Raw genomic sequence first — 21,042 nt, forward strand, 5'->3', positions numbered from 1 at the left:
CTCCAGGGGAGGGTGGGCAGCGAGCAAGCCGCACCGCCGGGTGTTTGGACTAAGCGACTAATCCCCGCTCGGCGGAGCCAGTGGCTGCACGATGTCCTGGAACGGCGGCAGCGCCTCGCAGCGCGCGGCGTGGGCGGCCAGCGCCGGATAGCGCGTCGCGTCGAATAGATTCGGATGCGCCTCCGAGGTGAAGCGCAGCATGCAGGCGACGGCGATGTCGGCATGGCCGATCTGCTCGCCGTGCCAATACTCCGTCGAGACCGCCGCGCGCTCGGCCTCCAGCATCGCCAGCACGCCGGCGATCTGCGTCTCGCAGCGCGCGACCCACAGCGCCAGCCGGTCCTTGCGCAGCACGCGCTCGTAGATCAGGCTGACGGCCTTGTCGCCAAGGCCCGTGGCGAGCGCGATGGTGTGCAGCTGCTGGCGGCGCAGCGATCCGCTCGGCGCCAGCATGGCGCGCTTGGGCCCGATGGTCTCGTCGAGATGATCGAGAATCGCAGCCGAATCGATCAGCGCCTCGCCGTTGTCGAGCACCAGCACCGGCACCCGCAGCAGCGGATTATACGGCGCGATCTTGTCGGCATCGCCGAAGGTCGACCACGGCCTGTGCTCGAACGGCACGCCGTAGAGCTTCAGCGCAATCGCAGTGCGTCGGACGAAGGGCGAGTCGTATTGGCCGATCAGGAACATGGCTGGTTCTCCTGTGCGGCGCATTGAAGCGCTGTTCAGCGCCGTTGTCAGCTCCCAAGTTCAGGCGAGCAGCGGCACATGCGCCGCGACCTCGCGCGGCAGGGTGCCGTCGAGGCGGGGATCGGGGGCGATCTCGATCTGGCGGCGATAGGGGCGGAAGCCGGAACGCTGGTAGAAAGCGAGCGCGCGCGGGTGGTCGAAGCTGCAGGTGTGGACCCAGAGCCGCGTGAGCGGCTGCGCCCAGGCCCGGCGCAGCGCGTGGTTCATCAGAAAACGTCCAGCGCTGGTGCCGATCAGCCTGGACGTGACGCCGAACAGCACCAGCTCGCACTCGTTCTTCTTGCTGAATTCGAGCTCCAGCAGAGCCTCGTCGCCGCCGGCGTGCTCCAGCGTGCTGATCTCGACACCGTCGGCGCGGATCGTCTTCGATAGCTCCGCCTCGCTCATCCGCAGCCGCTGGGTCCAGAGCCACTCCCGCCCGACGCGCGCGTAGAGGTCGCGGTACCAGGCGGGATCAGGCCGCGCGACGCGTCTGAGGCTCCAGTCGCCAACTGGATCGGGCGGCAACACCGGCGGCGCCAGCATCTCGAGCGAAGTGACCACCGCGGCAATCTTGCCGGGCGGCACATCAAAATAGCCGTCGGGAACGGACACCGCCCTACTCGCCCTCGTCGCTCGCCAGCACGCCCTTCACCGCGCGGGCCCAGCCGGCCAGCTTGCGTTGGCGGGTGGCGGCGCTCATCGCCGGCTTGAAGCGGTGCTCGAGCCGCCAATTGTCGGCGAACTTTTCCGGCTCGGGATAGACACCCGCGTTGAGGCCGGCGAGATAGGCGGCCCCTAACGCTGTCGTTTCCTGGATCATCGGACGGTCGACCGGTGCGTCGAGCAGGTCGGCGAGGCGCTGCATGGTCCAGTCCGACGCGGTCATGCCGCCATCGACGCGCAACACAATGGTCGCCGCCGAGGCATCCGGCCAGTCGGCACGCATCGCGGCCCACAGATCGTAGGTCTGGTAGCAAACGCTTTCGAGCGTGGCGTGCGCCAGCTCGGCCGGGCCGGTGTTGCGGGTCAGGCCGAACAGCGCGCCGCGGACGCGCGGATTCCAATACGGCGCGCCCAGGCCGACGAAGGCCGGCACGAGATAGACCGACTGCATCGAGTCGGACTTGTCGGCGAGCGGGCCGGTCTCGGCGGCATGGTTGATGATGCCGAGGCCGTCGCGCAGCCACTGCACCGCCGAGCCGGCGACGAAGATCGAGCCTTCCAGCGCGTAGGTACGCTCACCGTTCAACTGATAGGCGATGGTCGTCAGCAGCTTGTTGTTCGACTTCACCGGCGTGGCGCCGGTGTTGAGCAGCGCGAAGCAGCCGGTGCCATAGGTCGACTTCATCATGCCCGGCGTGAAGCAGGCCTGGCCGATGGTCGCCGCCTGCTGGTCGCCGGCGATGCCGGCGATCTTGATCGGGCCGCCGAACAGGTCCGGCGTGGTGGTGCCGAAATCGGCGGAGGAATCCTTCACCTCCGGCAGCATCGAGCGCGGCACGCGGAACAGTTCGAGCAGCGCATCGTCCCACACGCCGCCATGGATGTTGAACAGCAGTGTGCGCGAGGCATTGGTGGCGTCGGTCGCATGCACCTTGCCACCGGTGAGCCGCCACAGCAGATAGCAGTCGACGGTACCGAACATCAGCTCACCACGCTCGGCGCGCTCACGCGCGCCCGGCACGTGGTCGAGAATCCAGGCGACCTTGGTGCCTGAGAAATAGGGATCGATGATCAGGCCGGTCCTGGCGCTGACAGCAGGTTCGTGGCCCTCGGCCTTGAGCTTGGCGCAGATGTCGGCGGTGCGGCGGTCCTGCCAGACGATGGCGCGGTGGACCGCCTGCCCGGTCGCGCGGTCCCAGACAATGGTGGTCTCGCGCTGGTTGGTGATGCCGATGGCGGCGATGTCCTTCGCCGCGAGCCCGGCCTTTTCCAGCGCATCGCGGCAGGTCATCACGGTCGACGTCCAGATATCCTCCGGCTCGTGCTCGACCCAGCCCGACGCAGGGAAATGCTGCGGAAATTCCTGCTGTGAGACCGCGGCAATCGAGATGTCGGAGCGGAACACCATCGCGCGCGAGGAGGTGGTGCCCTGATCGATGGCCAGCACGAAGGACATGGGGTTTCTTCCCGGGAGGTTGACGACGTTGGGTCGACAAGCAAGCGGATTGGAAGGGGAAGGTCAAGGTGGTTGCGCGCGACGTGGAGGCCGCAGAGATAGTCCAATCCGCTGCGCATGACTGCGCCCTCTCCCCCAAGCGAAGCAAAGCTTCGCCAGGGTGGGAGAGGGCTACACCGGCGGATGCTCCGAGCTCACTCCGGTGAGGGGTTGGTGCCACATGCACGTTCGGAGTTTGCGGAGAGAGACCCCTCACCCGGTTTCTCACTTCGTGAGAAACCACCCTCTCCCACTCCAGGCAATCGCTACGCGATTGCCGCGAGGGAGAGGGTGCAGCGGTCGTGTGGATAGACTGCTACACCGCCGCTGTCGTCACGCCGCCGTCCACAACGATCGTCTGCCCAGTCATGAAGGTCGAGGCATCCGACGCCAAGTACGCCACGGCTCCCGCGATCTCGTGCGGCTCGCCGATGCGGCGGAGCGGGGTCGTGGCGCAGCGCTGCTTGAGGCGGGCTTCGTCCTCCCACAGCGCGCGGGCAAAGTCGGTCTTGATCAAGCCGGGCGCGACGCAATTGATGCGCACGCCTTGCGGGCCCCATTCGCCGGCGAGGCTGCGGCACAGCGCGAAATCGGCGGCCTTGGAGATGCCGTAGGCGCCGATCACGGTGGAGCCACGCAGGCCGCCAATCGAGGAGACGATGATGACGGAGCCTTTGCCGCGCGCGGCCATCGGCGGGATTGCCTTGGCGCAGAGCCAGAGGTTGCTCTTGACGTTGGAGGCCATGATCTTGTCGAAGGCCTCGTCTGATATGTCGAGCAGCGGGCCGTAATACGGATTGACCGCGGCGTTGCAGACGAGGATGTCGACCTGCCCGTAGTACTTCACGGCGCCGTCGATCAGCGCGTCGACTTCGGCGCGGCGCGAGATGTTGCATGGGATCACATGGGCGTCGCCGCCATTGGCACGGATGCCGCTCGCGACCTCCTCGCAGGCCTCGGCCTTGCGGCTGGAGATCACCACCTTGGCGCCGAGCTGCGCCAGCAGCTCCGCCGACGCCCGGCCGATGCCGCGACTGGAACCGGTGATGACGGCGACCTGGCCTGTAAGACTGAAGGGATTGGGGGTCATGTCCTGCTTCCTCCGCGTCATTGCGAGGAGCGAAGCGACGAAGCAATCCAGGGCAACGCGTGACGCCCTGGATTGCTTCGCTTCGCTCGCAATGACGGCTCAAACAACCGACTCGGCGTAGGCTTTCACGCTCGTCATGCGCGGGCTTGACCCGCCTGCGGGGCCGAAGCCCCTTCGGCGCGGCGAAGGCCCGCGCATCCATCTTCGGAGAACGATGGTTTGCCGGGTCAAGCCCGGCAACGACCGATATGGTCAGATCAATCCACCCGCCTCGCTGACGCGGCGCATGTGGTAGTCGGTGTCGCCGAAGGTGCTCTCGATCATCGTCAGGCGCTTGAAGTAGTGGCCGATCTTGGCCTCCATGGTCATGCCGATGCCGCCGTGCAGCTGGATCGCTTGCTGGCCGACAAACTTGGCCGACTTGCCGATCTGCACCTTGGCCGCGGCGATCGAGGTGGCGCGCTCCTTGGCGTCGTCGAACTCGGCGGCCATGGTGGCGAACATCGACATCGAGCGGGCCTGCTCCAGCGCCACGAACATGTCGGAGGCGCGGTGCTGCAGCGACTGGAACGAGCCGATCGCGACGCCGAACTGCTTGCGCGTCTTGATGTACTCGACCGTGGTCGAGAGCGACTCGTCCATCAGACCGACCGCTTCCGCGCACAGCGCGATGCGGGCCTCGTCGACGACGCGCTCGATCAGCGGCAGGCCATTCGCGGCATCGCCGATGACGGCGTCAGCGCCCACTTCCACGCCGGTGAAGGTGATATCAGCCGCATGCAGCCCGTCCTGGGTCGGATAGCCCTTGCGGGTGACGCCCTTCGCGTCAGCCGGCACGACGAACACGCCGATGCCAGACTTGTCGCGCTGGCCGCCGGAGGTGCGTGCGGTGACGATCAGCGTGTCGGCATTCTCGCCGTTGAGCACGACGAACTTCTCGCCGTCGATGACCCAGCCGTCGCCTTTCTTCTTCGCAGACGTCGCGACATCGAACAGGTCGTAGCGCGACTGCTTCTCGAGCTGGGCGAAGGCGAACGTCTTGCTGCCGTCGATGATCCCGGGCAGGTGCGCTTCCTTCTGCGCCGCTGAGCCGCCATGGCGGAGGAAGCCGCCCGACAGCACCACGGTCGCGAGATACGGCTCGAGCACCAGCGCGCGGCCCATCGCCTCCATCACGATCATGGTCTCGACGCCGCCGGCGCCGAAGCCGCCATCGTCCTCGGAGAACGGCAGGCCGAGCAGGCCCTGCTCGGCGAGCTTGGACCACATCGCGCGACTCCAGCCGCCCTTCTCCTTCATGTACAGCTTGCGCTTGTCGAAGTCGTAAGCATCCGCCAGCAGGCCGTCGATGCTGTCCTTGAGGAGGCGCTGCTCCTCGGTGAGATCAAAATCCATGTGAGTTGCTCTCTCGAACGCGTGCGGTAATACCGCCCCAAATGTCGCCATTCATTCCGCTGTCATCCCCGCAGATGCGGGGATCCAGTAATCACCGGCGCCTGTGATCAATCACGACTGCCGCGGCGTACTGGGTCCCCCGCCTGCGCGGGGGACGACGTCCGTGTTTGTTGAACCAGTTCGGCTACAGCCCCAGCACCGCCTTGGCGATGATGTTGCGCTGGATCTCGTTGGAGCCGCCGTAGATCGAGACCTTGCGGTTGTTGAAGTAGCTCGGTGCGATCTGGGCGGTCCAGTCCATGGTCTCGTTGCTGTCGTCGTCGCCATGGATGTCATAGGGCGCGGCGAACGGACCGATCACCTCCATCAGCAGCTCGGTCGTGGTCTGCTGGATCTCGGAGCCCTTGATCTTGAGCACCGAGGAGGCCGGGTTGGGCTTGCCCTTGCCGTGCTTGCCCTCGTCGGCGACGACGCGCAGCTGGGTCAGCTCGAGCGCCTTCAGCTCGACCTCGCAGGCGGTGAGCTTCTCGCGGAACGACGGATCCTCCAGCACCGGACGGCCGCCGGATTCGACCTTGGCAGCGAGCTCCTTGATGCGGCGGATGCGCTCCTTGGAGACGCCGACGCGGGCAATTCCCGTGCGCTCGTTGCCGAGCAGGAATTTGGCGTAGTCCCAGCCCTTGTTCTCCTCGCCGATCAGGTTCTCGTAGGGCACCTCGACGTCGTCGAAGAACACCTCGTTGACCTCGTGGCCGCCGTCGATGGTCTGGATCGGCCGCACCGTGACGCCCTTCGACTTCATGCTGAAGACGATGAAGGAGATGCCCATCTGCTTCTTGGCGGCGGGATCGGTGCGGCACAGGCAGAAGATCATGTCGGCGTGCTGGGCCAGCGTGGTCCAGGTCTTCTGGCCGTTGATGATCCACTTGTCGCCACGGCGCTCCGCCTTGGTCTTCAGCGAAGCGAGGTCGGAGCCGGAGCCCGGCTCGGAGAAGCCCTGGCACCACCAATCGTCGACATTGGCGATGCGCGGCAGATACTGCTTCTTCTGCGCCTCGTTGCCAAAGGTGTAGATGACCGGGCCGACCATGCTGACGCCGAAGGCGAGCGGCTGCGGCGCCGGATAGGCCTGCAGCTCCTCGTTGAAGATGTAGTGCTGCACCGAGGTCCAGCCGGTGCCGCCATATTCCTTCGGCCAGTGCGAGACGCCCCAGCCCTTCTTGTTGAGGATGCGCCACCAGGTCACCATCTCGTCCTTCGACAGATGGCGGCCCTCGACCAGCTTCCGCCTGGTCTCGGCCGGCACGTTGTCCTTGAAGAACGCCCGCACTTCCTCGCGGAATGCCTGCTCCTCGGTCGTGAATGCAAGATCCATTGGATCGCTCCCAGATGAGTTAGTTAGATAGTCGGTTGGCGCGTCTTGCTCCGCTGTCGTTCCTGCGAAAGCAGGGACCCATAACCACCGGCCGTCATTGGGACGAAAGGCGTCTGCCAGAATGCCCCAAGCGAAATCACGCGGTATGGGTCCCGGATCTGCGCCCGCAAGCGCGTTGCGCTTGCGGGCTTGTCCGGGACGACACCTGTGGGAAATCCCGGGCGAACTTTGCCCGGGATGACAGTTGTTTGAAATCCCGCGCGAGGCTCGCCCGGGTAGAAAGCTAAGCTTTACTGCAACACCTCGAACAGGCCGGCGGCGCCCATGCCGCCGCCGACGCACATGGTGACGACGGCGTACTTGGCCTTGCGGCGGCGACCCTCGATCAAAGCGTGGCCGGTCAGGCGTGCGCCCGACATGCCGTAGGGATGGCCGACCGCGATGGCGCCGCCATTGACGTTGATCTTGTCCGGGTCAATGCCGAGCTTGTCGCGGCAATACAGCACCTGCACCGCGAACGCTTCATTGAGCTCCCACAGGCCGATGTCGTCGACGGTCAGGCCGTGGCGCTTCAGCAGGCGTGGCACCGCGAAGACAGGGCCGATGCCCATCTCGTCGGGCTCGCAGCCATGCGAGACGAAGCCGCGGAAGATGCCGAGCGGCTGCAGGCCGCGCTTGGCGGCTTCCTTGTCGCTCATGATCACGCAGGCCGAGGCGCCGTCCGACAGCTGGCTGGCATTGCCGGCAGTGACCGAGAAGCCGTCGCCGCGCACGGCCTTGAGGCCGGCAAGGCCTTCAGCAGTGGTCTCGGGACGCGGGCCCTCGTCCTGCGACAGGGTGATGTCCTTGAATGAGATGTTGCCGGTGGCCTTGTCGGTGACCGCCATCTTGGTCGAGATCGGCGCCAGCTCGTCGTTGAACTTGCCGCCCTGCTGCGCGGCCGCGGTGCGGCGCTGGCTCTCCAGCGCGTATTCGTCCTGGCGCTCGCGCGAGATGCCGTAGCGCTTGGCAACGATCTCGGCGGTGTCGATCATCGGCATGTAGACGTCGCCCTTGATCTCGAGCAGCGCCGCATCGGTGGCCTGGAACGCGTTCATCTTGTCGTTCTGGACCAGCGAGATCGACTCGCCGCCGCCGCCGACCGCAATCTCGACGCCGTCGAAGATCACCGAACGCGCCGCGAGCGCGATGGCCTGCAGGCCGGAGGCGCACTGGCGGTCGATGGTGGTGCCGCCGACCGACACCGGCAGGCCGGCGCGCAGCAGCGCCTTGCGCGCGATGTTGCCGCCGGTCGAGCCCTGCTGCAGGGCCGCGCCCATCACGACGTCCTCGATCTCGGAAGGATCGACATTGGCGCGCTTGACGGCCTCGCCGATGGCGTGGCCGAGCAAGGTCGCGCCGCCGGTGGCGTTGAGCGCGCCGCGATAGGCCTTGCCGATCGGCGTACGTGCGGTGGAAACGATGACGGCATCGGTCATGAATGACCTCCTGTTGGTGTTACGACTGTTTGCTGTGAGATGTTGATGGTTGCTGCTGGCGCAATTCGTGGCGCGACAATTTCCCGACCGGCGTGCGCGGCAGATCGTCGACGAACTCGACGGCCGCCGGCAACTCGTGCTTGCCGAGCTTGCCGGTCAGGAACTCGCGCAGCTCCTCGACCAGGAACGGCGCGAAGCCATCGCGCAGCTTGATGAAGGCCTTCGCCGCCTCGCCGCGATAGGCGTCGGGAATGCCGATCACGATCACCTCCTGCACGGCGGGATGGGTGTAGATCGCCTGCTCGATCATCTGCGGATAGACGTTGAAGCCGCCGGAGATGATCATGTCCTTCTTGCGGTCGACCAGGAAGTAGAAGCCGTCGGCGTCGACATAGCCGATATCGCCGGTCAGGAAATGATCGCCGACGAACGACTGGGCCGACTCTTCCGCACGATTCCAATAGCCCCTGGTGACGTTCGGCCCCTTGACCCTGATCTCACCGACCTCGCCGATGCCGAGCACCTTGGCCGGATCTTCCAGCGACACGACGTCCATTTCGATGCCGGGCAGCGCGATGCCGATCGAGCCCGGCTTGTCCGGTCCTTCCTTGGGATGGCTGGTGCCGGGCGAGCAGGTCTCGGTCATGCCCCAGCCGCTCTTCAGCTTCATGCCGACGCGGCGCTCCAGAATGCGCGCGACCTCGACCGGCAGCGGCGCACCGCCGGAGCCGACGCTGGTCAGCGATGACAGATCGCGCTTGTCGAGATCGGGCAGATTGGCGATCGCGATCCACATCGTCGGCACGCCCGGAAAATACGTCGCGCGCTTGACCTCGATGTCGCGCATCACGGCCTCGAGATCGAAACGCTGATGCAGCGACACGAGACTTCCGATGCGCAGCGCGGTCAGCAGCACCACGGTGAGCGCGTAGATGTGGAACAGCGGCAGCACGCAGATCACGCGATCGCCGCCGTCATGCTGGGTCCGAGTGGCGCGGCTCCAGATCTCGATGATCGAGACCGCCGAGGTGAGATTGCCATGCGTCAGCATCGCGCCCTTCGGCAGGCCGGTGGTGCCGCCGGTGTATTGCAGCAGCGCGATGTCGTCAGCGGAGATCGCAGGCCACGCCGCCGGCGCTGGCGCGCCTTCGACGAAGGCACGGTGCGTGATGACGGCAGCATTGTCCGGCAACGCGGTCTGCGGCGTGCCAACCTTGCCCCAATGATCGTCCTCGCAGACGATCAATCGATCGAGCAGACCCTTCGCCAGGAACTTCAGCGCCATCGGCAGCAGCGCGGACAGATTGGACGTCACCAGGATGCGCGCGCCGGAGTCGCTGAGCTTGTGCGACAGCGCGATCTCGCCGTCGAGCGGCGACAGATGCACGACGCGGGCGCCGGCCTTGAGCGCGCCGAAGAAGTTGATCGGATGATCCGGCGTGTTGCCGAGGAACAGCGCGATCGAGGCGCCCTTGCCATAGCCCGCGCGCAGGAACGCGGCGGCAGCCTGGTCAGCCAGCCCGGCGAGCTCGTTGAAGCTGATCGGACGATCGCGGAATTCGAGCGCATGGCGGTCGCCGAAATCACTGACGGACTTCGCGAGCAGATCCGGCAAGGTGCCGCGCGCGAGCGGCGCGTCCCAGCGGACGCCTGCGGGATAGAACTGTTCACCAGGATGGGTCATGCGCCGACCTGCTTGCCACAAATGACGGTGTCATTCCGGGATGCGCCGACAGGCGCAGGCCCGGAATCCATACTCCCGGTCGTGGTTATGGATTCTCCGACGCGCAATTGCGCGTCGTAGCTCGCGCTGCGCGCGCCCCGGAATGACCATTTGAAAGAAGCGGGCCGCCTCAAGCGGCCTTCCCCTGGGCCAGCGAGGCGAAGGTCTTGCCTTCATCGGCGAGCTGCTTCAGCAGCGGCGCCGGCTCCAGCGACGGATCGTTGGTCTCCTTGGCGTAGAAGGCGAGCCGCTCGGCGATGTGCTTCAGGCCGACGCTGTCGGCCCAGTACATCGGGCCGCCACGATAGATCGGCCAACCATAGCCGTAGAGCCAGACGACGTCGATGTCCGACGGCCGCGCAGCAACGCCCTCGGCGAGGATCTTCGCGCCCTCGTTGATCATCGGATACATCATGCGCTCGAGGATCTCCTCGTCGCTGACGGCCCGCCGCTTGAGGCCGAGCTTGGCCACCGTCTCGTCGATCAGCTTCTCGACGTCCGGATCCGGCAGCGCCGAACGCGAGCCGGCCTCGTATTTGTAGTAGCCCTTGCCGGTCTTCTGGCCGAAGCGGCCGGCCTCGCACAGCGCATCAGCGATCTCGCTCTTGATGCCGCGGTCCTTGCGCGAGCGCCAGCCGATGTCGAGACCGGCGAGATCGCCCATCGCGAACGGGCCCATCGGCATGCCGAATTTGGTGACGACGGCGTCGACCTGCTGCGGCAGCGCGCCTTCGAACAACAGCTTCTCGGCCTGCTTGCCGCGCTGGGCCAGCATGCGGTTGCCGACGAAGCCGTCGCAGACGCCGACCACGGCCGGCACCTTGGCGATCTTGCGCGCGATCGACACCGCGGTGACCAAGGCATCCGGCGCGGTCTTGTCGGCGCGCACGATCTCGCACAGCTTCATGACGTTGGCCGGGGAGAAGAAGTGCATGCCGAGCACGTCCTGCGGGCGGCTGGTCTCGGCGGCGATGGCGTCGATGTTCAGGTACGAGGTGTTCGAGGCCAGCACCGCGCCCGGCTTGGCATACTGATCGAGCTTGCCGAACACTTCCTTCTTCACGGCCATGGTCTCGAACACCGCCTCGATGATGAGGTCGGCGTCCTTGACGTTCTCCAGCCCGACCTTGCCGTCGATCAGCGCCATGCGCTTGGCCGGCGCATCGGCCGGGATGCCGCCGCGCGCCGCGGTCGCTTCCCAGTTCTTCTGCATGATGCCCATGCCGCGCTTGAGCTGTTCCTCGGCGGTCTCGATCAAGGTGACCGGGACACCGGCATTGGCGAACGACATCGCGATACCGCCACCCATGGTGCCGGCGCCGATGATGGCGACGCGCTCGACCTTGCGGCCCTTGGTGCCGTCGGGAACGCCGGCGATCTTGGCGGCTTCGCGCTCGGCGAAGAACGCATAGCGCTGCGCTTTGGACTGGTCGCTGGTCAAGAGCTTGAGGAAGCCTTCGCGCTCCCGCTTCAGGCCCTCGTCGAACGGCAGGTCGATCGCATAGCCGACGGCATCGGCCGCCGCGAACGGCGCCTCCAATCCGCGCGACTTCTTGGTGATCGCGGCGACCGCATTGGTGAAGATCGAGCGATCGGCCTTGGCGGCTGCGATCTTGGAATCGTCATCGCGCAGCTTGCGCAGCGGCCGTCCCTCGGCGATGACCTTGCGCGCGAAGGCCTCGCCTCCGGCCGCCGGTCCTTCGATGATCTCCTCGATTAGCCCCGCCTTCAGCGCCTCCGCGGCGCCGATCGGATCGCCGCCGACGATCATCTTGACGGCCAGCTCCGGGCCGACCGCGCGCGGCAGGCGCTGCGTTCCACCGGCGCCCGGCAGCAGGCCGAGCTTCACCTCGGGCAGGCCGAGCTTGGCGTCCTTGGTGGCGACACGATAATGACAGGCCAGCGCCACTTCGAGGCCGCCGCCGAGCGCGGTTCCGTGGATGGCCGCGATCACGGGCTTGGGGCTGTTCTCGATCGCACTCAGCACGTCGTTGAGCGCCGGCGGCTTCGGCGGCTTGCCGAACTCGGTGATATCGGCGCCGGCGATGAAGGTGCGGCCGCCGCAGGTCAGCACGATCGCCTTGATCGCGGGATCGGCAATGGCCGCGTTGACGTTGTCCAGGATGCCGCCGCGAACTGCGGCACTCAGCGCATTGACGGGCGGGCTGTCGATGGTGACGATGCCCACGATGTCATGACGTTCAAGCTTGGCCACTTCGCTCACACTGCGCTCCTCGAGATGACGTTTCTTTGCGGCTGGTTAATGCTGCCGCTTTGCCGGGTTACCGCCGTTAACCGGCGGCTTGTCATTCGCTCCGCGCATCGGGCTTGCTTGCGTCTACACGCTGCCAAAGCTCAATTCCGCAGTGCGAAATCTAATTCCACATCTTGACAGCCAGGGTTATTTTGAAGCACGAGCGTTGTCAACGAGGCAGCCATCAACAGCCGATGAAATGAAACGCCCAGGGAAGAAAGCTGCGACCGATCGCAACTTCGTCGTTGCGCTGTCGCGCGGCCTCGATGTGCTCCGGGCGTTCAGGCCCAATGACGGCCTCTTGGGCAACCAGGAGATCGCCGCCCGCACCAACCTGCCCAAGCCGACGGTATCGCGACTGACCTATACGCTGACCAAGCTCGGCTACCTCACGCCGGTCCCCCGTTTCGAGAAGTATCAGCTCGCGCCGTCGGCGCTGCTGCTCGGCTATGCCGCGCTGGCCAATCTCGGCGTCCGCCAATTGTCCGAACCGTTCCGCGAGCAGCTGATGCGCGAGACCGGCGGCGCGGTAGCCATCGGCGGCCGCGACCGCCTCAGCATGGTCTATATCGGCCAGAGCCGGCACGGCGTCGTCAACGTTCAGCTCGACGTCGGGTCGCGAATCCCGATTGCCACCACGGCCATGGGCCGGGCCTACATCTGGGCGCTGCCCGAGGAGGAGCGCACCGCGCTGATGCGCGAGCTGCGCGAGCATTACGGCAACCGCTGGCCCAAGATCCGCGACGGCATCGAGCGCGCCGGCGAGACCGTCGCCGAGCACGGCTTCACGATCTCGGCCGGCGAGTGGCAGGACGACGTGCATGCCGTCGGCGTCGCAATGCGGCTCAATGACGGGACGGGTCCCTACGCCTTCAACTGCGGCGCGCCCGCATTCCGCTTCACGGAAGAGCGCTTGCGGACCGACATTGGACCTCGCCTGCTCGCGATGGTAAGGAAAATCGAAGCGGCCGTGGGCGGACTCGCGCCGCCAACTAATCAATTCAGCAAAGAACCAAGCAAAAAGCACAAGCCAGGAGGGAAACTTGCCCGAGTTGCCGAGGGTATCAGATAGCCTGCGCGGTTGCGCCACGCCGGCAAATCGTCCTTCCGTCACGCTGACGATGGTGGGCGAGACGACATGACGCAGGCACAACTTGCTCACGGCGGCGATCCGCTGCTCGCGGTGCGTGACGTCAACGTCGTGTTCGGCGGCATCGTGGCGCTCGCCGGCGTGTCGTTCGACATGCACCAGGGACAGATCCTCGGACTGATCGGCCCGAACGGCGCCGGCAAGACCACGCTGTTCAACTGCCTGAGCCGGCTGTATCAGCCGTCCTCTGGCGACATCCTGATGGAAGGCCGCAGCATCCTGTCGCGCCCGCCGCACCGCATCGCCGAGATCGGCATCGGGCGCACCTTCCAGAACGTCGCGCTGTTTCCGAATCTCTCCGTGCTCGACAACGTCCGGGTCGGCACCCACGCGCGCACGTCCAGCGACATCATTTCGGATTCGCTGCGGCTCGCCTGGGTCCGGCGCAGCGAAGCGTCGGTCAATACGAAGGTTCAGGAGATCCTGGCTTATCTGGATCTCGAGAGCGTCGCCCACCGCACCGTCTCCGGCCTGCCGTTCGGCACCCAGAAGCGCGTCGAGCTGGCCCGCGCATTGGCCGCCGATCCGAAGATCCTGCTGCTCGACGAGCCCGCCGGCGGCCTCAATCACGAGGAGGTTCACGTCCTCGGCGACTTGATCCGGCGCATCCGCGACGACCGCAAGATCACCGTGCTGCTGGTCGAGCATCACATGGGCTTGGTGATGTCGATCGCCGACCACGTCGTCGCACTGAACTTCGGCCGCAAGCTCGCGGAGGGCACGCCGGCCCAGGTGCAGGCCGATCCCGACGTCATCAAGGCCTATCTCGGGAGCAAGGATCAATGACGCCGCTTCTCAACGTCAAGGATCTGCGCGCCTATTACGGCCAGGTCCAGGCCCTGCACGGGCTGTCCTTCTCGCTCAACGAGGGCTCGCTGACGACCCTGCTTGGCGCCAACGGCGCCGGCAAGACCACGACCCTGCGCGCGATCTGCAACATGGTCCGCTCCACCGGAGCGATCGAGTTCGACGGCAAGCCGCTCAACAACAAGTCGACCGAGAGCATCGTCCGCTTCGGCATCGCGCACGTGCCGCAGGGACGCGGCACCTTCACCACGATGACGGTGGAGGAGAACCTGCAGCTTGGTGCCATCACGCGCACCGACAAGGCGATCAGCTCCGACATCGAGCGCATGTATGGCTACTTCCCGAAGCTGAAGGAGCGGCACACCCAGCAGGCCGGTACGCTCTCAGGCGGCGAGCAGCAGATGCTGGCGGTGGCCCGGGCGCTGATGCTGCGTCCGCGACTGATGCTGCTGGACGAGCCGTCGTTCGGACTGGCGCCGCTGATCGTGCGCGACCTGTTCGGGATCCTCGGCAAGATCAACCGCGAGGAGAAGGTCTCGATCCTCGTCGTCGAGCAGAACGCGCAGCTCGCGCTGGAGCTCGCCGACAAGGCCTATGTGATCGAGACCGGCCGCATCGTCATGTCCGGCGCGGCCAAAGAAATCGCGCAGGACGAGAATGTCCGCAAATCCTATCTTGGCTACTGACGGAGGCCGGACAATGGAGCTCTTCACCAACCAGGTCCTGGCCGGCATCGCGACCGGGGCGATCTACGCCTGCATGGCGCTCGCCGTCGTCATGATCTACCAGGCCATCGACCATCTCAATTTCGCGCAAGGCGAGATGGCGATGTTCTCGACCTTCATCTCCTGGCAGCTGATGCAATGGGGCCTGCCCTATTGGGTCGCCTTCGTGGTGACGCTGGCGTTCTCCTTCGCCGGCGGCATCGCGATCGAGCGCGTGCTGTTCAAGCCGCTGGCCAAGGCACCGATCCTGACCCAGGTCGCCGGCTTCATCGCGCTGTTCTCGATCATCAACTCCTGCGCCGGGTTGATCTGGGACTTCACGATCAAGCAATATCCGACGCCGTTCGGCTCGACGCCGTTCCTCGGCAGCCAGCTGATCTCGACTCACCAGGCCGGCATGATCGGCATCACCGTGCTGCTCCTGATCGGCCTCTACGTGTTCTTCCAGTACACCCGCATCGGCCTTGCGATGCGGGCGGCGGCGTCGGTGCCCGAATCGGCCCGCCTCGTCGGCATCAACACCTCGTGGATGATCGCGCTCGGCTGGGGCATGGCGGCGGCGATCGGATCGATCGCCGGCATGCTGATCGCACCGGTGGTGTTCCTGGAGCCCAACATGATGGGCGGCGTGCTGATCTACGGCTTTGCTGCCGCGGTGCTGGGCGGCCTCACCAGCCCGTTTGGCGCGGTGCTCGGCGGCTTCCTGGTCGGCATCTTCGAGAACCTCGCCGGAACCTACATCCCCCATGTCGGCAATGAGATGAAGCTCCCGATCGCGCTGGCGCTGATCATCACCGTCCTGGTCGTCAAACCCGCCGGTCTGTTCGGCCGCAACATCGTGAAGCGAGTCTGATCATGAGCGCAGTCGAGGAAGTCGGATCCCAGGCGCCCGCGGTCGAGGCCGTGCCGAAGCGCGCCATGACGCTGAACGCAGGCACGGCCTTCGTGGTCGTGCTGCTGCTCCTGGTCGTGCCGCTGTTCGTCAAGAACTTCATCATCTTCCAGATGACGATGCTCTTGATCTACGGGCTTGCAGTGCTGGCGCTCAACATCCTGACCGGCGGCAGCGGCCAGTTCTCGCTCGGCCAGAGCGCCTTCTACGCCGTCGGCGCCTATACGTCGGCGATCCTGATGGAGCAGTACAACGTCAACTACGCGCTGACCCTGCCCGTGGCCGGCGTCATCTGCTTCGGCTTCGGCTTCCTGTTCGGCCAGCCGGCACTGCGGCTGTCGGGCGTGTATCTCGCGCTCGCCACCTTTGCGCTCGCCACCGCGATGCCGCAGATCCTCAAGCTCGGCTTCTTCGAGCACTGGACCGGCGGCGTGCAGGGCCTGGTCGTGACCAAGCCGGACGCGCCGTTCGGGCTGCCGATGTCGCAGGACATGTGGCTATATTACTTCACGCTGGCGGTCACGATCGCGATCTACATCTTCTCGGTCAACCTGCTGCGATCGCGCTCCGGGCGGGCCTTCATGGCGATCCGCGACAACGAGATCGCGGCCTCCGCGATGGGCGTCGACGTCGCCACCTACAAGACGCTGGCCTTCGGCGTCAGCGCCGGCATCACCGGCGTCGCCGGCGGCCTTGGAGCCATCGCGGTGCAGTTCGTGGCGCCCGACAGCTACACCATCGTGCTGGCGATCTCGCTGTTCCTCGGCATGGTGGTCGGCGGCGTCGGCTGGCTGCCCGGCTCGTTCATCGGCGCCGCCTTCATCATCTTCGTTCCCAACATCGCGGAGGGCATCTCCAAGGGCCTGTCCGGCGCGGTGTTCGGCGTTCTCTTGTTCCTCATCATCTTCCTCGTGCCCCACGGCTCGCGGCAGGTGGCGATGGTGGCTCAGCAATTGCTGGGCAAGGTCCGAAAGAGCTAAGGAGGAAAATCTTGCTCGTCATCCAACAACTACGTATCGCCGCGCTCGCGACGGCGGTCGTCGCCCTCACCTCGGGCGGAGCACTCGCCCAGAAGAAATACGACACCGGTGCGTCCGACACCGAGATCAAGATCGGCAACATCATGCCCTATAGCGGCCCGGCGTCCGCTTACGGCGTGATCGGCAAGACCGAGGAGGCGTACTTCAAGAAGATCAACGCCGAAGGCGGCATCAACGGCCGCAAGATCACCTTCGTCAGCTATGACGACGCCTACTCGCCGCCCAAGGCGGTCGAGCAGGTGCGCAAGCTGGTCGAGAGCGACGAGGTGCTGTTCGTCTTCAACCCGCTCGGCACGCCCTCGAACTCGGCGATCCAGAAATATCTCAACGGCAAGAAGATCCCGCAGCTGTTCGTCGCCACCGGCGCCACCAAGTGGAACGATGCGAAGAACTTCCCATGGACCATGGGCTGGCAGCCGAGCTACCAGAGCGAGGGCCGCATCTACGCGAAGTATCTTCTCAAGGAGAAGCCCGGCGCCAAGATCGGCGTGCTGTTCCAGAACGACGATTTCGGCAAGGACTATCTCAAGGGTCTCAAGGACGGGCTCGGCGACAAGGCCGCGTCGATGGTCGTGATGGAGGAGAGCTACGAGACGTCGGAGCCGTCGATCGACGGCCACATCGTCAAGCTGAAGGCCTCCGGCGCCGATGTGTTCTTCAGCGTCACCACGCCGAAATTCGCGGCACAGGCGATCAAGAAGCTCGCCGAGATCGACTGGCATCCGCTGCAGCTCGTGGTCAACGTCTCGGCCTCGGTCGGCAGCGTGATCAAGCCGGCCGGCTTCGAGAACTCGCAAGGGATTCTCTCGGCCGCCTACGCCAAGGACGCCGCCGACGCGCAGTGGAACAATGATCCCGGCATGAAGAAGTTCTTCGACTTCCTCGCCCAATATTATCCCGACGCCAACAAGCTCGACAGCTCGACGGTCTATGGTTACGGCGCGGCGCAGACCGTGGTGAAGGTGCTGCAGATGTGCGGTGACGACCTGACCCGCGCCAACGTCATGAAGCAGGCGGCAAGCCTGAAGGACTTCACGCCGGACACGCTGCTGCCCGGCGTCAAGATCAACACCTCGGAGACCGACTTCGCCCCGATCGATCAGCTGCAGATGATGCGGTTCAAGGGCGAGAAGTGGGAGCTGTTCGGCGACGCAATCAGCGGCGCGATCGACTAGTCGCGCATCGCCGCAAACAGCGGTGCCGACCTCTGCCTGGCCCTCCGCGCATCAGCGCGGAGGGCTTTTTTCTTGCGGGCCAGCGCTCATCGCGGAGCGGTGAGCCGACACCGTCACCTTGATCTCAAGCTGTAAGTGCAGAGCACGCACTCGTCGAGATTGCAGGGCCATCTCGCAGTCGCACATAGCTCATAGCCTTCTCCGACCGCGCAAAAACACGGGCCGTGCTGCGATGTCGCAACCGCGCCTCACCAGCTCTGCTATAGTTTCCCGGCAGAACAAGAGCTTTCGCCAAGGAAGCCGCGACACGTCATCCAGCAACGACACGGGAGAAGCGCACCATGATGTTTACGCGAAGGGCAGCCCTCGCCACGGCCGCCGCGATCGTCCTCACCTCCAGCGCCGCATTCGCGGCCGACAAGAAATACGACACCGGTGCCTCCGACACCGAAATCAAGATCGGCAACATCATGCCCTATAGCGGGCCGGCCTCGGCCTACGGGATCATCGGCAAGACGGAGGCGGCCTACTTCAAGAAGATCAACGCCGAGGGCGGCATCAACGGTCGCAAGATCAACTACATCTCCTATGACGACGCCTATTCGCCGCCGAAAGCCGTCGAACAGGCGCGCAAGCTGGTCGAGAGCGACGAGGTACTCCTGATCTTCAACTCGCTCGGCACGCCGTCGAACACGGCGATCCAGAAGTACATGAACGCGAAGAAGGTGCCGCAGCTGTTCGTCGCGACGGGCGCGACCAAGTGGAACGATCCGTCGAACTTCCCGTGGACCATGGGCTGGCAGCCGAGCTACCAGGCCGAGTCGCGCATCTACGCGAAATATCTGCTCAAGGAGAAGCCCGACGCCAAGATCGCCGTGCTCTATCAGAACGACGACTACGGCAAGGACTATCTGAAGGGCCTGAAAGACGGGCTCGGCGCCAAGGCCGCCAGCATGATCGTCATGGAGGAGAGCTACGAGACGACGGAGCCGACGATCGATAGCCACATCGTCAAGCTGAAGTCGACCGGCGCCGACGTGTTCATGAACATCACGACGCCTAAATTCGCGGCCCAGGCGATCAAGAAGGTCAAGGAGATCGACTGGAAGGCGCTGCACCTCCTGAACAACGTCTCCGCCTCGGTCGGCAGCGTGCTCAAGCCCGCCGGCTACGAGAATTCGCAGGACATCATCTCGGCCGCCTATCTGAAGGATGTCACCGACCCGCAGTGGAAGGACGATGCCGGTATGAAGCAGTTCCTCGACTTCATGGCCAAGGACTTTCCGGAAGGCGACAAGCTCGACGGCGGCACCGTGGTCGGCTACGGCGTGGCGCAGACCCTGGTGCAGGTCTTGAAGCAGTGCGGCGACGATCTCACCCGCGAGAACGTCATGAAGCAGGCGGCGTCCTTGCGCAACTTCCGCACCGAGATGCTGCTGCCGGGCATCAACATCGACACGTCTGCGACCGATTTCGCACCTGTGAGCCAGTTGCAGCTGATGCGCTTCAAGGGCGACAAGTGGGAGCTGTTCGGCGACGTCATTTCGGCCGACGCCGGCGGCTGACGACACGATCTGACGACGAGAACCTCCTGCGGCGCCACGCCGCAGGAGGCTTTGACTCTGAACATCTCTGCAATCTTTCCCAGGCATTTCCCAAGCTAGGAGTTGAACGAGCGGTGGTCATGCGCCGGCGATGGTTACGTCGCGCGCGCCGCTGCGCTATGGGGACTCGTTCGGAGTGAAACGAGTCGCCCGCGCCGCGGGCGGATCCAACAACAAGGCCAATTCAGAAGGCCCATCAGGAGCCCCATCGCGATGACCACAGCCCTCACCCGCCGCACGCTGTCCGGCCTCATCGGCCTCGCCCTGATCGGCGCGAGCTCCGGCGCCGCCCATGCCGACAAGAAGTACGACACCGGCGCCAGCGACACCGAGATCAGAATCGGGAACATCGTGCCCTATAGCGGACCGGCCTCGGCCTATGGCTCGGTCGGCAAGGCGATGTCGGCGGTGTTCAAGAAGGTCAACGACGACGGCGGCATCAATGGCCGCAAGATCAACTTCATCTCCTATGACGACGCCTACTCGCCGCCGAAGACGGTCGAGCAGGCCCGCAAGCTGGTCGAGAGCGACGAGGTGCTGTTCCTGTTCGGCGTGCTCGGCACTGCGCCCAACACCGCGATCCAGAAGTACATGAACGCCAAGAAAGTGCCGCAGCTGTTCGTCGCCACCGGCGCCACCAAGTGGAACGAGCCCAAGACCAATCCGTGGACTATGGGCTGGTTGCCAAGCTATCAGTCGGAAGCACGCATCTATGCGAAATATCTCAGCGCGCAGCAGCCGAACGGCAAGATCGCGGTGCTGTACCAGAACGACGACATGGGCAAGGATTATCTGAAGGGCCTGAAGGACGGCCTCGGCGATACGTCGAGGGTCGTGCTGGAGGAGAGCTATGAGATCGCCGAGCCGACCGTCGAGTCGCACATCGTCAAGATGAAGTCGGCCAATCCGGACGTTGTCGTGCTGTTCACGACGCCGAAGTCCGGCGCCCAGGCGATCAAGAAGCTCGGCGAGATGAGCTGGAAGCCGTTCACCATCATCTCGAACGTCAGCGCCTCGACGGCCGCCGTCATGCGTCCCGCCGGCGTCGAGAATTCGCAAGATGTGATCTCGGCGGCCTACGCCAAGGACGTGTCCGATCCGCAATGGGCGAACGACCCGGGCATCGGCGCCTTCAAGGAGCTGCTGGCCAAATATCTGCCGGAGATCAATCCCGTGGATTCGTCTGCGCTGACCGGCTACAACATCGCCACCACGATGGTCGAGGTGTTGAAGCGATGCGGCGACGAATTGACTCGCGCAAACGTCATGAAGCAGGCCGCGAGCCTGAAGCAGTTTGCACAAGGCGGGCTGCTGCCCGGCATCACGCTGACCACGGGTCCCGACGATTTTCAGCCGATCGAGCAGCTGCAGCTGATGCAGTTCAAGGGCGAGCGCTGGCAGCTGTTCGGCGACGTGATGAGCGGCGAACTCAAGTAGGATCGGC

The 21,042-nt window shown here is 65.1% G+C and carries 17 protein-coding genes; 8 read left to right on the forward strand and 9 right to left on the reverse strand.

All coding sequences use genetic code 11. The features are described 5' to 3' along the window. Positions 1–57: 57 nt before the first annotated feature. The 9 genes from ACQR07_RS20545 to ACQR07_RS20585 all read right to left on the reverse strand — a co-directional run bounded on the left by ACQR07_RS20545 (position 58) and on the right by ACQR07_RS20585 (position 12,175). Positions 58–690: a glutathione S-transferase family protein gene (locus ACQR07_RS20545; RefSeq protein ID WP_434903993.1), complete on the reverse strand. Its 633-nt coding sequence runs from the start codon at positions 688–690 to the stop codon at positions 58–60. Positions 691–750: 60 nt separating this feature from the next. Then, positions 751–1,344 (reverse strand): GNAT family N-acetyltransferase, encoded by a 594-nt coding sequence (locus ACQR07_RS20550; RefSeq protein WP_434903994.1) that lies wholly within the window; start codon positions 1,342–1,344, stop codon positions 751–753. Between the two features lie 4 nt (positions 1,345–1,348). Further along, positions 1,349–2,851 (reverse strand): glycerol kinase GlpK, encoded by a 1,503-nt coding sequence (glpK, locus tag ACQR07_RS20555; RefSeq protein WP_434903995.1) that lies wholly within the window; start codon positions 2,849–2,851, stop codon positions 1,349–1,351. A gap of 355 nt (positions 2,852–3,206) precedes the next feature. Then, positions 3,207–3,980, reverse strand: a complete 774-nt coding sequence (locus ACQR07_RS20560; protein ID WP_434903996.1) for an SDR family NAD(P)-dependent oxidoreductase — start codon at positions 3,978–3,980, stop codon at positions 3,207–3,209. Positions 3,981–4,232: 252 nt separating this feature from the next. Continuing rightward, positions 4,233–5,375, reverse strand: a complete 1,143-nt coding sequence (gene pimD / locus ACQR07_RS20565; RefSeq protein ID WP_434903997.1) for a pimeloyl-CoA dehydrogenase small subunit — start codon at positions 5,373–5,375, stop codon at positions 4,233–4,235. 184 nt (positions 5,376–5,559) lie between these two features. After that, a complete protein-coding gene (gene pimC / locus ACQR07_RS20570) occupies positions 5,560–6,750 on the reverse strand; it encodes a pimeloyl-CoA dehydrogenase large subunit (RefSeq protein WP_434903998.1) in 1,191 nt (396 codons plus the stop codon). A 290-nt stretch (positions 6,751–7,040) separates the two neighbouring features. Continuing rightward, positions 7,041–8,228 carry an acetyl-CoA C-acyltransferase gene (locus ACQR07_RS20575; protein ID WP_434903999.1) on the reverse strand — a complete coding sequence of 396 codons (1,188 nt, stop codon included), beginning with the start codon at positions 8,226–8,228 and terminating at the stop codon, positions 7,041–7,043. 19 nt (positions 8,229–8,247) lie between these two features. Continuing rightward, the gene (gene pimA, locus ACQR07_RS20580) at positions 8,248–9,912 is read right to left on the reverse strand and encodes a dicarboxylate--CoA ligase PimA (RefSeq protein WP_434904000.1); all 1,665 of its coding nucleotides are present in this window, start codon (positions 9,910–9,912) and stop codon (positions 8,248–8,250) included. A 169-nt stretch (positions 9,913–10,081) separates the two neighbouring features. After that, positions 10,082–12,175 carry a 3-hydroxyacyl-CoA dehydrogenase NAD-binding domain-containing protein gene (locus ACQR07_RS20585; protein ID WP_434904001.1) on the reverse strand — a complete coding sequence of 698 codons (2,094 nt, stop codon included), beginning with the start codon at positions 12,173–12,175 and terminating at the stop codon, positions 10,082–10,084. A 229-nt stretch (positions 12,176–12,404) separates the two neighbouring features. Here ACQR07_RS20585 and ACQR07_RS20590 point away from each other — a divergent pair, with 229 nt between their 5' ends. The 8 genes from ACQR07_RS20590 to ACQR07_RS20625 all read left to right on the forward strand — a co-directional run bounded on the left by ACQR07_RS20590 (position 12,405) and on the right by ACQR07_RS20625 (position 21,035). Beyond that, the gene (locus ACQR07_RS20590) at positions 12,405–13,277 is read left to right on the forward strand and encodes an IclR family transcriptional regulator (RefSeq protein WP_434904002.1); all 873 of its coding nucleotides are present in this window, start codon (positions 12,405–12,407) and stop codon (positions 13,275–13,277) included. A gap of 66 nt (positions 13,278–13,343) precedes the next feature. Continuing rightward, positions 13,344–14,141, forward strand: coding sequence for an ABC transporter ATP-binding protein (locus tag ACQR07_RS20595; protein WP_434904003.1), 798 nt, complete (start codon positions 13,344–13,346; stop codon positions 14,139–14,141). Then, a complete protein-coding gene (locus ACQR07_RS20600) occupies positions 14,138–14,848 on the forward strand; it encodes an ABC transporter ATP-binding protein (RefSeq protein ID WP_434904004.1) in 711 nt (236 codons plus the stop codon). Before ACQR07_RS20595 ends, ACQR07_RS20600 begins: the two co-directional genes overlap by 4 nt. A gap of 13 nt (positions 14,849–14,861) precedes the next feature. Next, positions 14,862–15,740, forward strand: coding sequence for a branched-chain amino acid ABC transporter permease (locus ACQR07_RS20605; protein ID WP_434865565.1), 879 nt, complete (start codon positions 14,862–14,864; stop codon positions 15,738–15,740). 2 nt (positions 15,741–15,742) lie between these two features. Next, a complete protein-coding gene (locus ACQR07_RS20610; RefSeq protein WP_434904005.1) occupies positions 15,743–16,759 on the forward strand; it encodes a branched-chain amino acid ABC transporter permease in 1,017 nt (338 codons plus the stop codon). A gap of 11 nt (positions 16,760–16,770) precedes the next feature. Further along, positions 16,771–17,994, forward strand: coding sequence for an ABC transporter substrate-binding protein (locus tag ACQR07_RS20615; protein WP_434904006.1), 1,224 nt, complete (start codon positions 16,771–16,773; stop codon positions 17,992–17,994). Between the two features lie 341 nt (positions 17,995–18,335). After that, a complete protein-coding gene (locus ACQR07_RS20620; protein ID WP_434904007.1) occupies positions 18,336–19,559 on the forward strand; it encodes an ABC transporter substrate-binding protein in 1,224 nt (407 codons plus the stop codon). A 252-nt stretch (positions 19,560–19,811) separates the two neighbouring features. Then, positions 19,812–21,035: an ABC transporter substrate-binding protein gene (locus tag ACQR07_RS20625; RefSeq protein WP_434904008.1), complete on the forward strand. Its 1,224-nt coding sequence runs from the start codon at positions 19,812–19,814 to the stop codon at positions 21,033–21,035. The last annotated feature ends 7 nt before the right edge of the window (positions 21,036–21,042 follow it).

The organism is Bradyrhizobium sp. HKCCYLS20291 (assembly GCF_051167715.1).
GTDB lineage: Bacteria > Pseudomonadota > Alphaproteobacteria > Rhizobiales > Xanthobacteraceae > Bradyrhizobium.

Bases quoted from the DNA above. Each gene is read 5' to 3' on its own strand.
- ACQR07_RS20545 (WP_434903993.1), bottom strand. From the start codon at position 690: ATGTTCCTGATCGGCCAATACGACTCGCCCTTCGTCCGACGCACTGCG.
- glpK (WP_434903995.1), bottom strand. From the start codon at position 2,851: ATGTCCTTCGTGCTGGCCATCGATCAGGGCACCACCTCCTCGCGCGCG.
- ACQR07_RS20560 (WP_434903996.1), bottom strand. From the start codon at position 3,980: ATGACCCCCAATCCCTTCAGTCTTACAGGCCAGGTCGCCGTCATCACC.
- pimD (WP_434903997.1), bottom strand. From the start codon at position 5,375: ATGGATTTTGATCTCACCGAGGAGCAGCGCCTCCTCAAGGACAGCATC.
- pimC (WP_434903998.1), bottom strand. From the start codon at position 6,750: ATGGATCTTGCATTCACGACCGAGGAGCAGGCATTCCGCGAGGAAGTG.
- ACQR07_RS20575 (WP_434903999.1), bottom strand. From the start codon at position 8,228: ATGACCGATGCCGTCATCGTTTCCACCGCACGTACGCCGATCGGCAAG.
- pimA (WP_434904000.1), bottom strand. From the start codon at position 9,912: ATGACCCATCCTGGTGAACAGTTCTATCCCGCAGGCGTCCGCTGGGAC.
- ACQR07_RS20590 (WP_434904002.1), top strand. From the start codon at position 12,405: ATGAAACGCCCAGGGAAGAAAGCTGCGACCGATCGCAACTTCGTCGTT.
- ACQR07_RS20595 (WP_434904003.1), top strand. From the start codon at position 13,344: ATGACGCAGGCACAACTTGCTCACGGCGGCGATCCGCTGCTCGCGGTG.
- ACQR07_RS20600 (WP_434904004.1), top strand. From the start codon at position 14,138: ATGACGCCGCTTCTCAACGTCAAGGATCTGCGCGCCTATTACGGCCAG.
- ACQR07_RS20605 (WP_434865565.1), top strand. From the start codon at position 14,862: ATGGAGCTCTTCACCAACCAGGTCCTGGCCGGCATCGCGACCGGGGCG.
- ACQR07_RS20610 (WP_434904005.1), top strand. From the start codon at position 15,743: ATGAGCGCAGTCGAGGAAGTCGGATCCCAGGCGCCCGCGGTCGAGGCC.
- ACQR07_RS20620 (WP_434904007.1), top strand. From the start codon at position 18,336: ATGATGTTTACGCGAAGGGCAGCCCTCGCCACGGCCGCCGCGATCGTC.
- ACQR07_RS20625 (WP_434904008.1), top strand. From the start codon at position 19,812: ATGACCACAGCCCTCACCCGCCGCACGCTGTCCGGCCTCATCGGCCTC.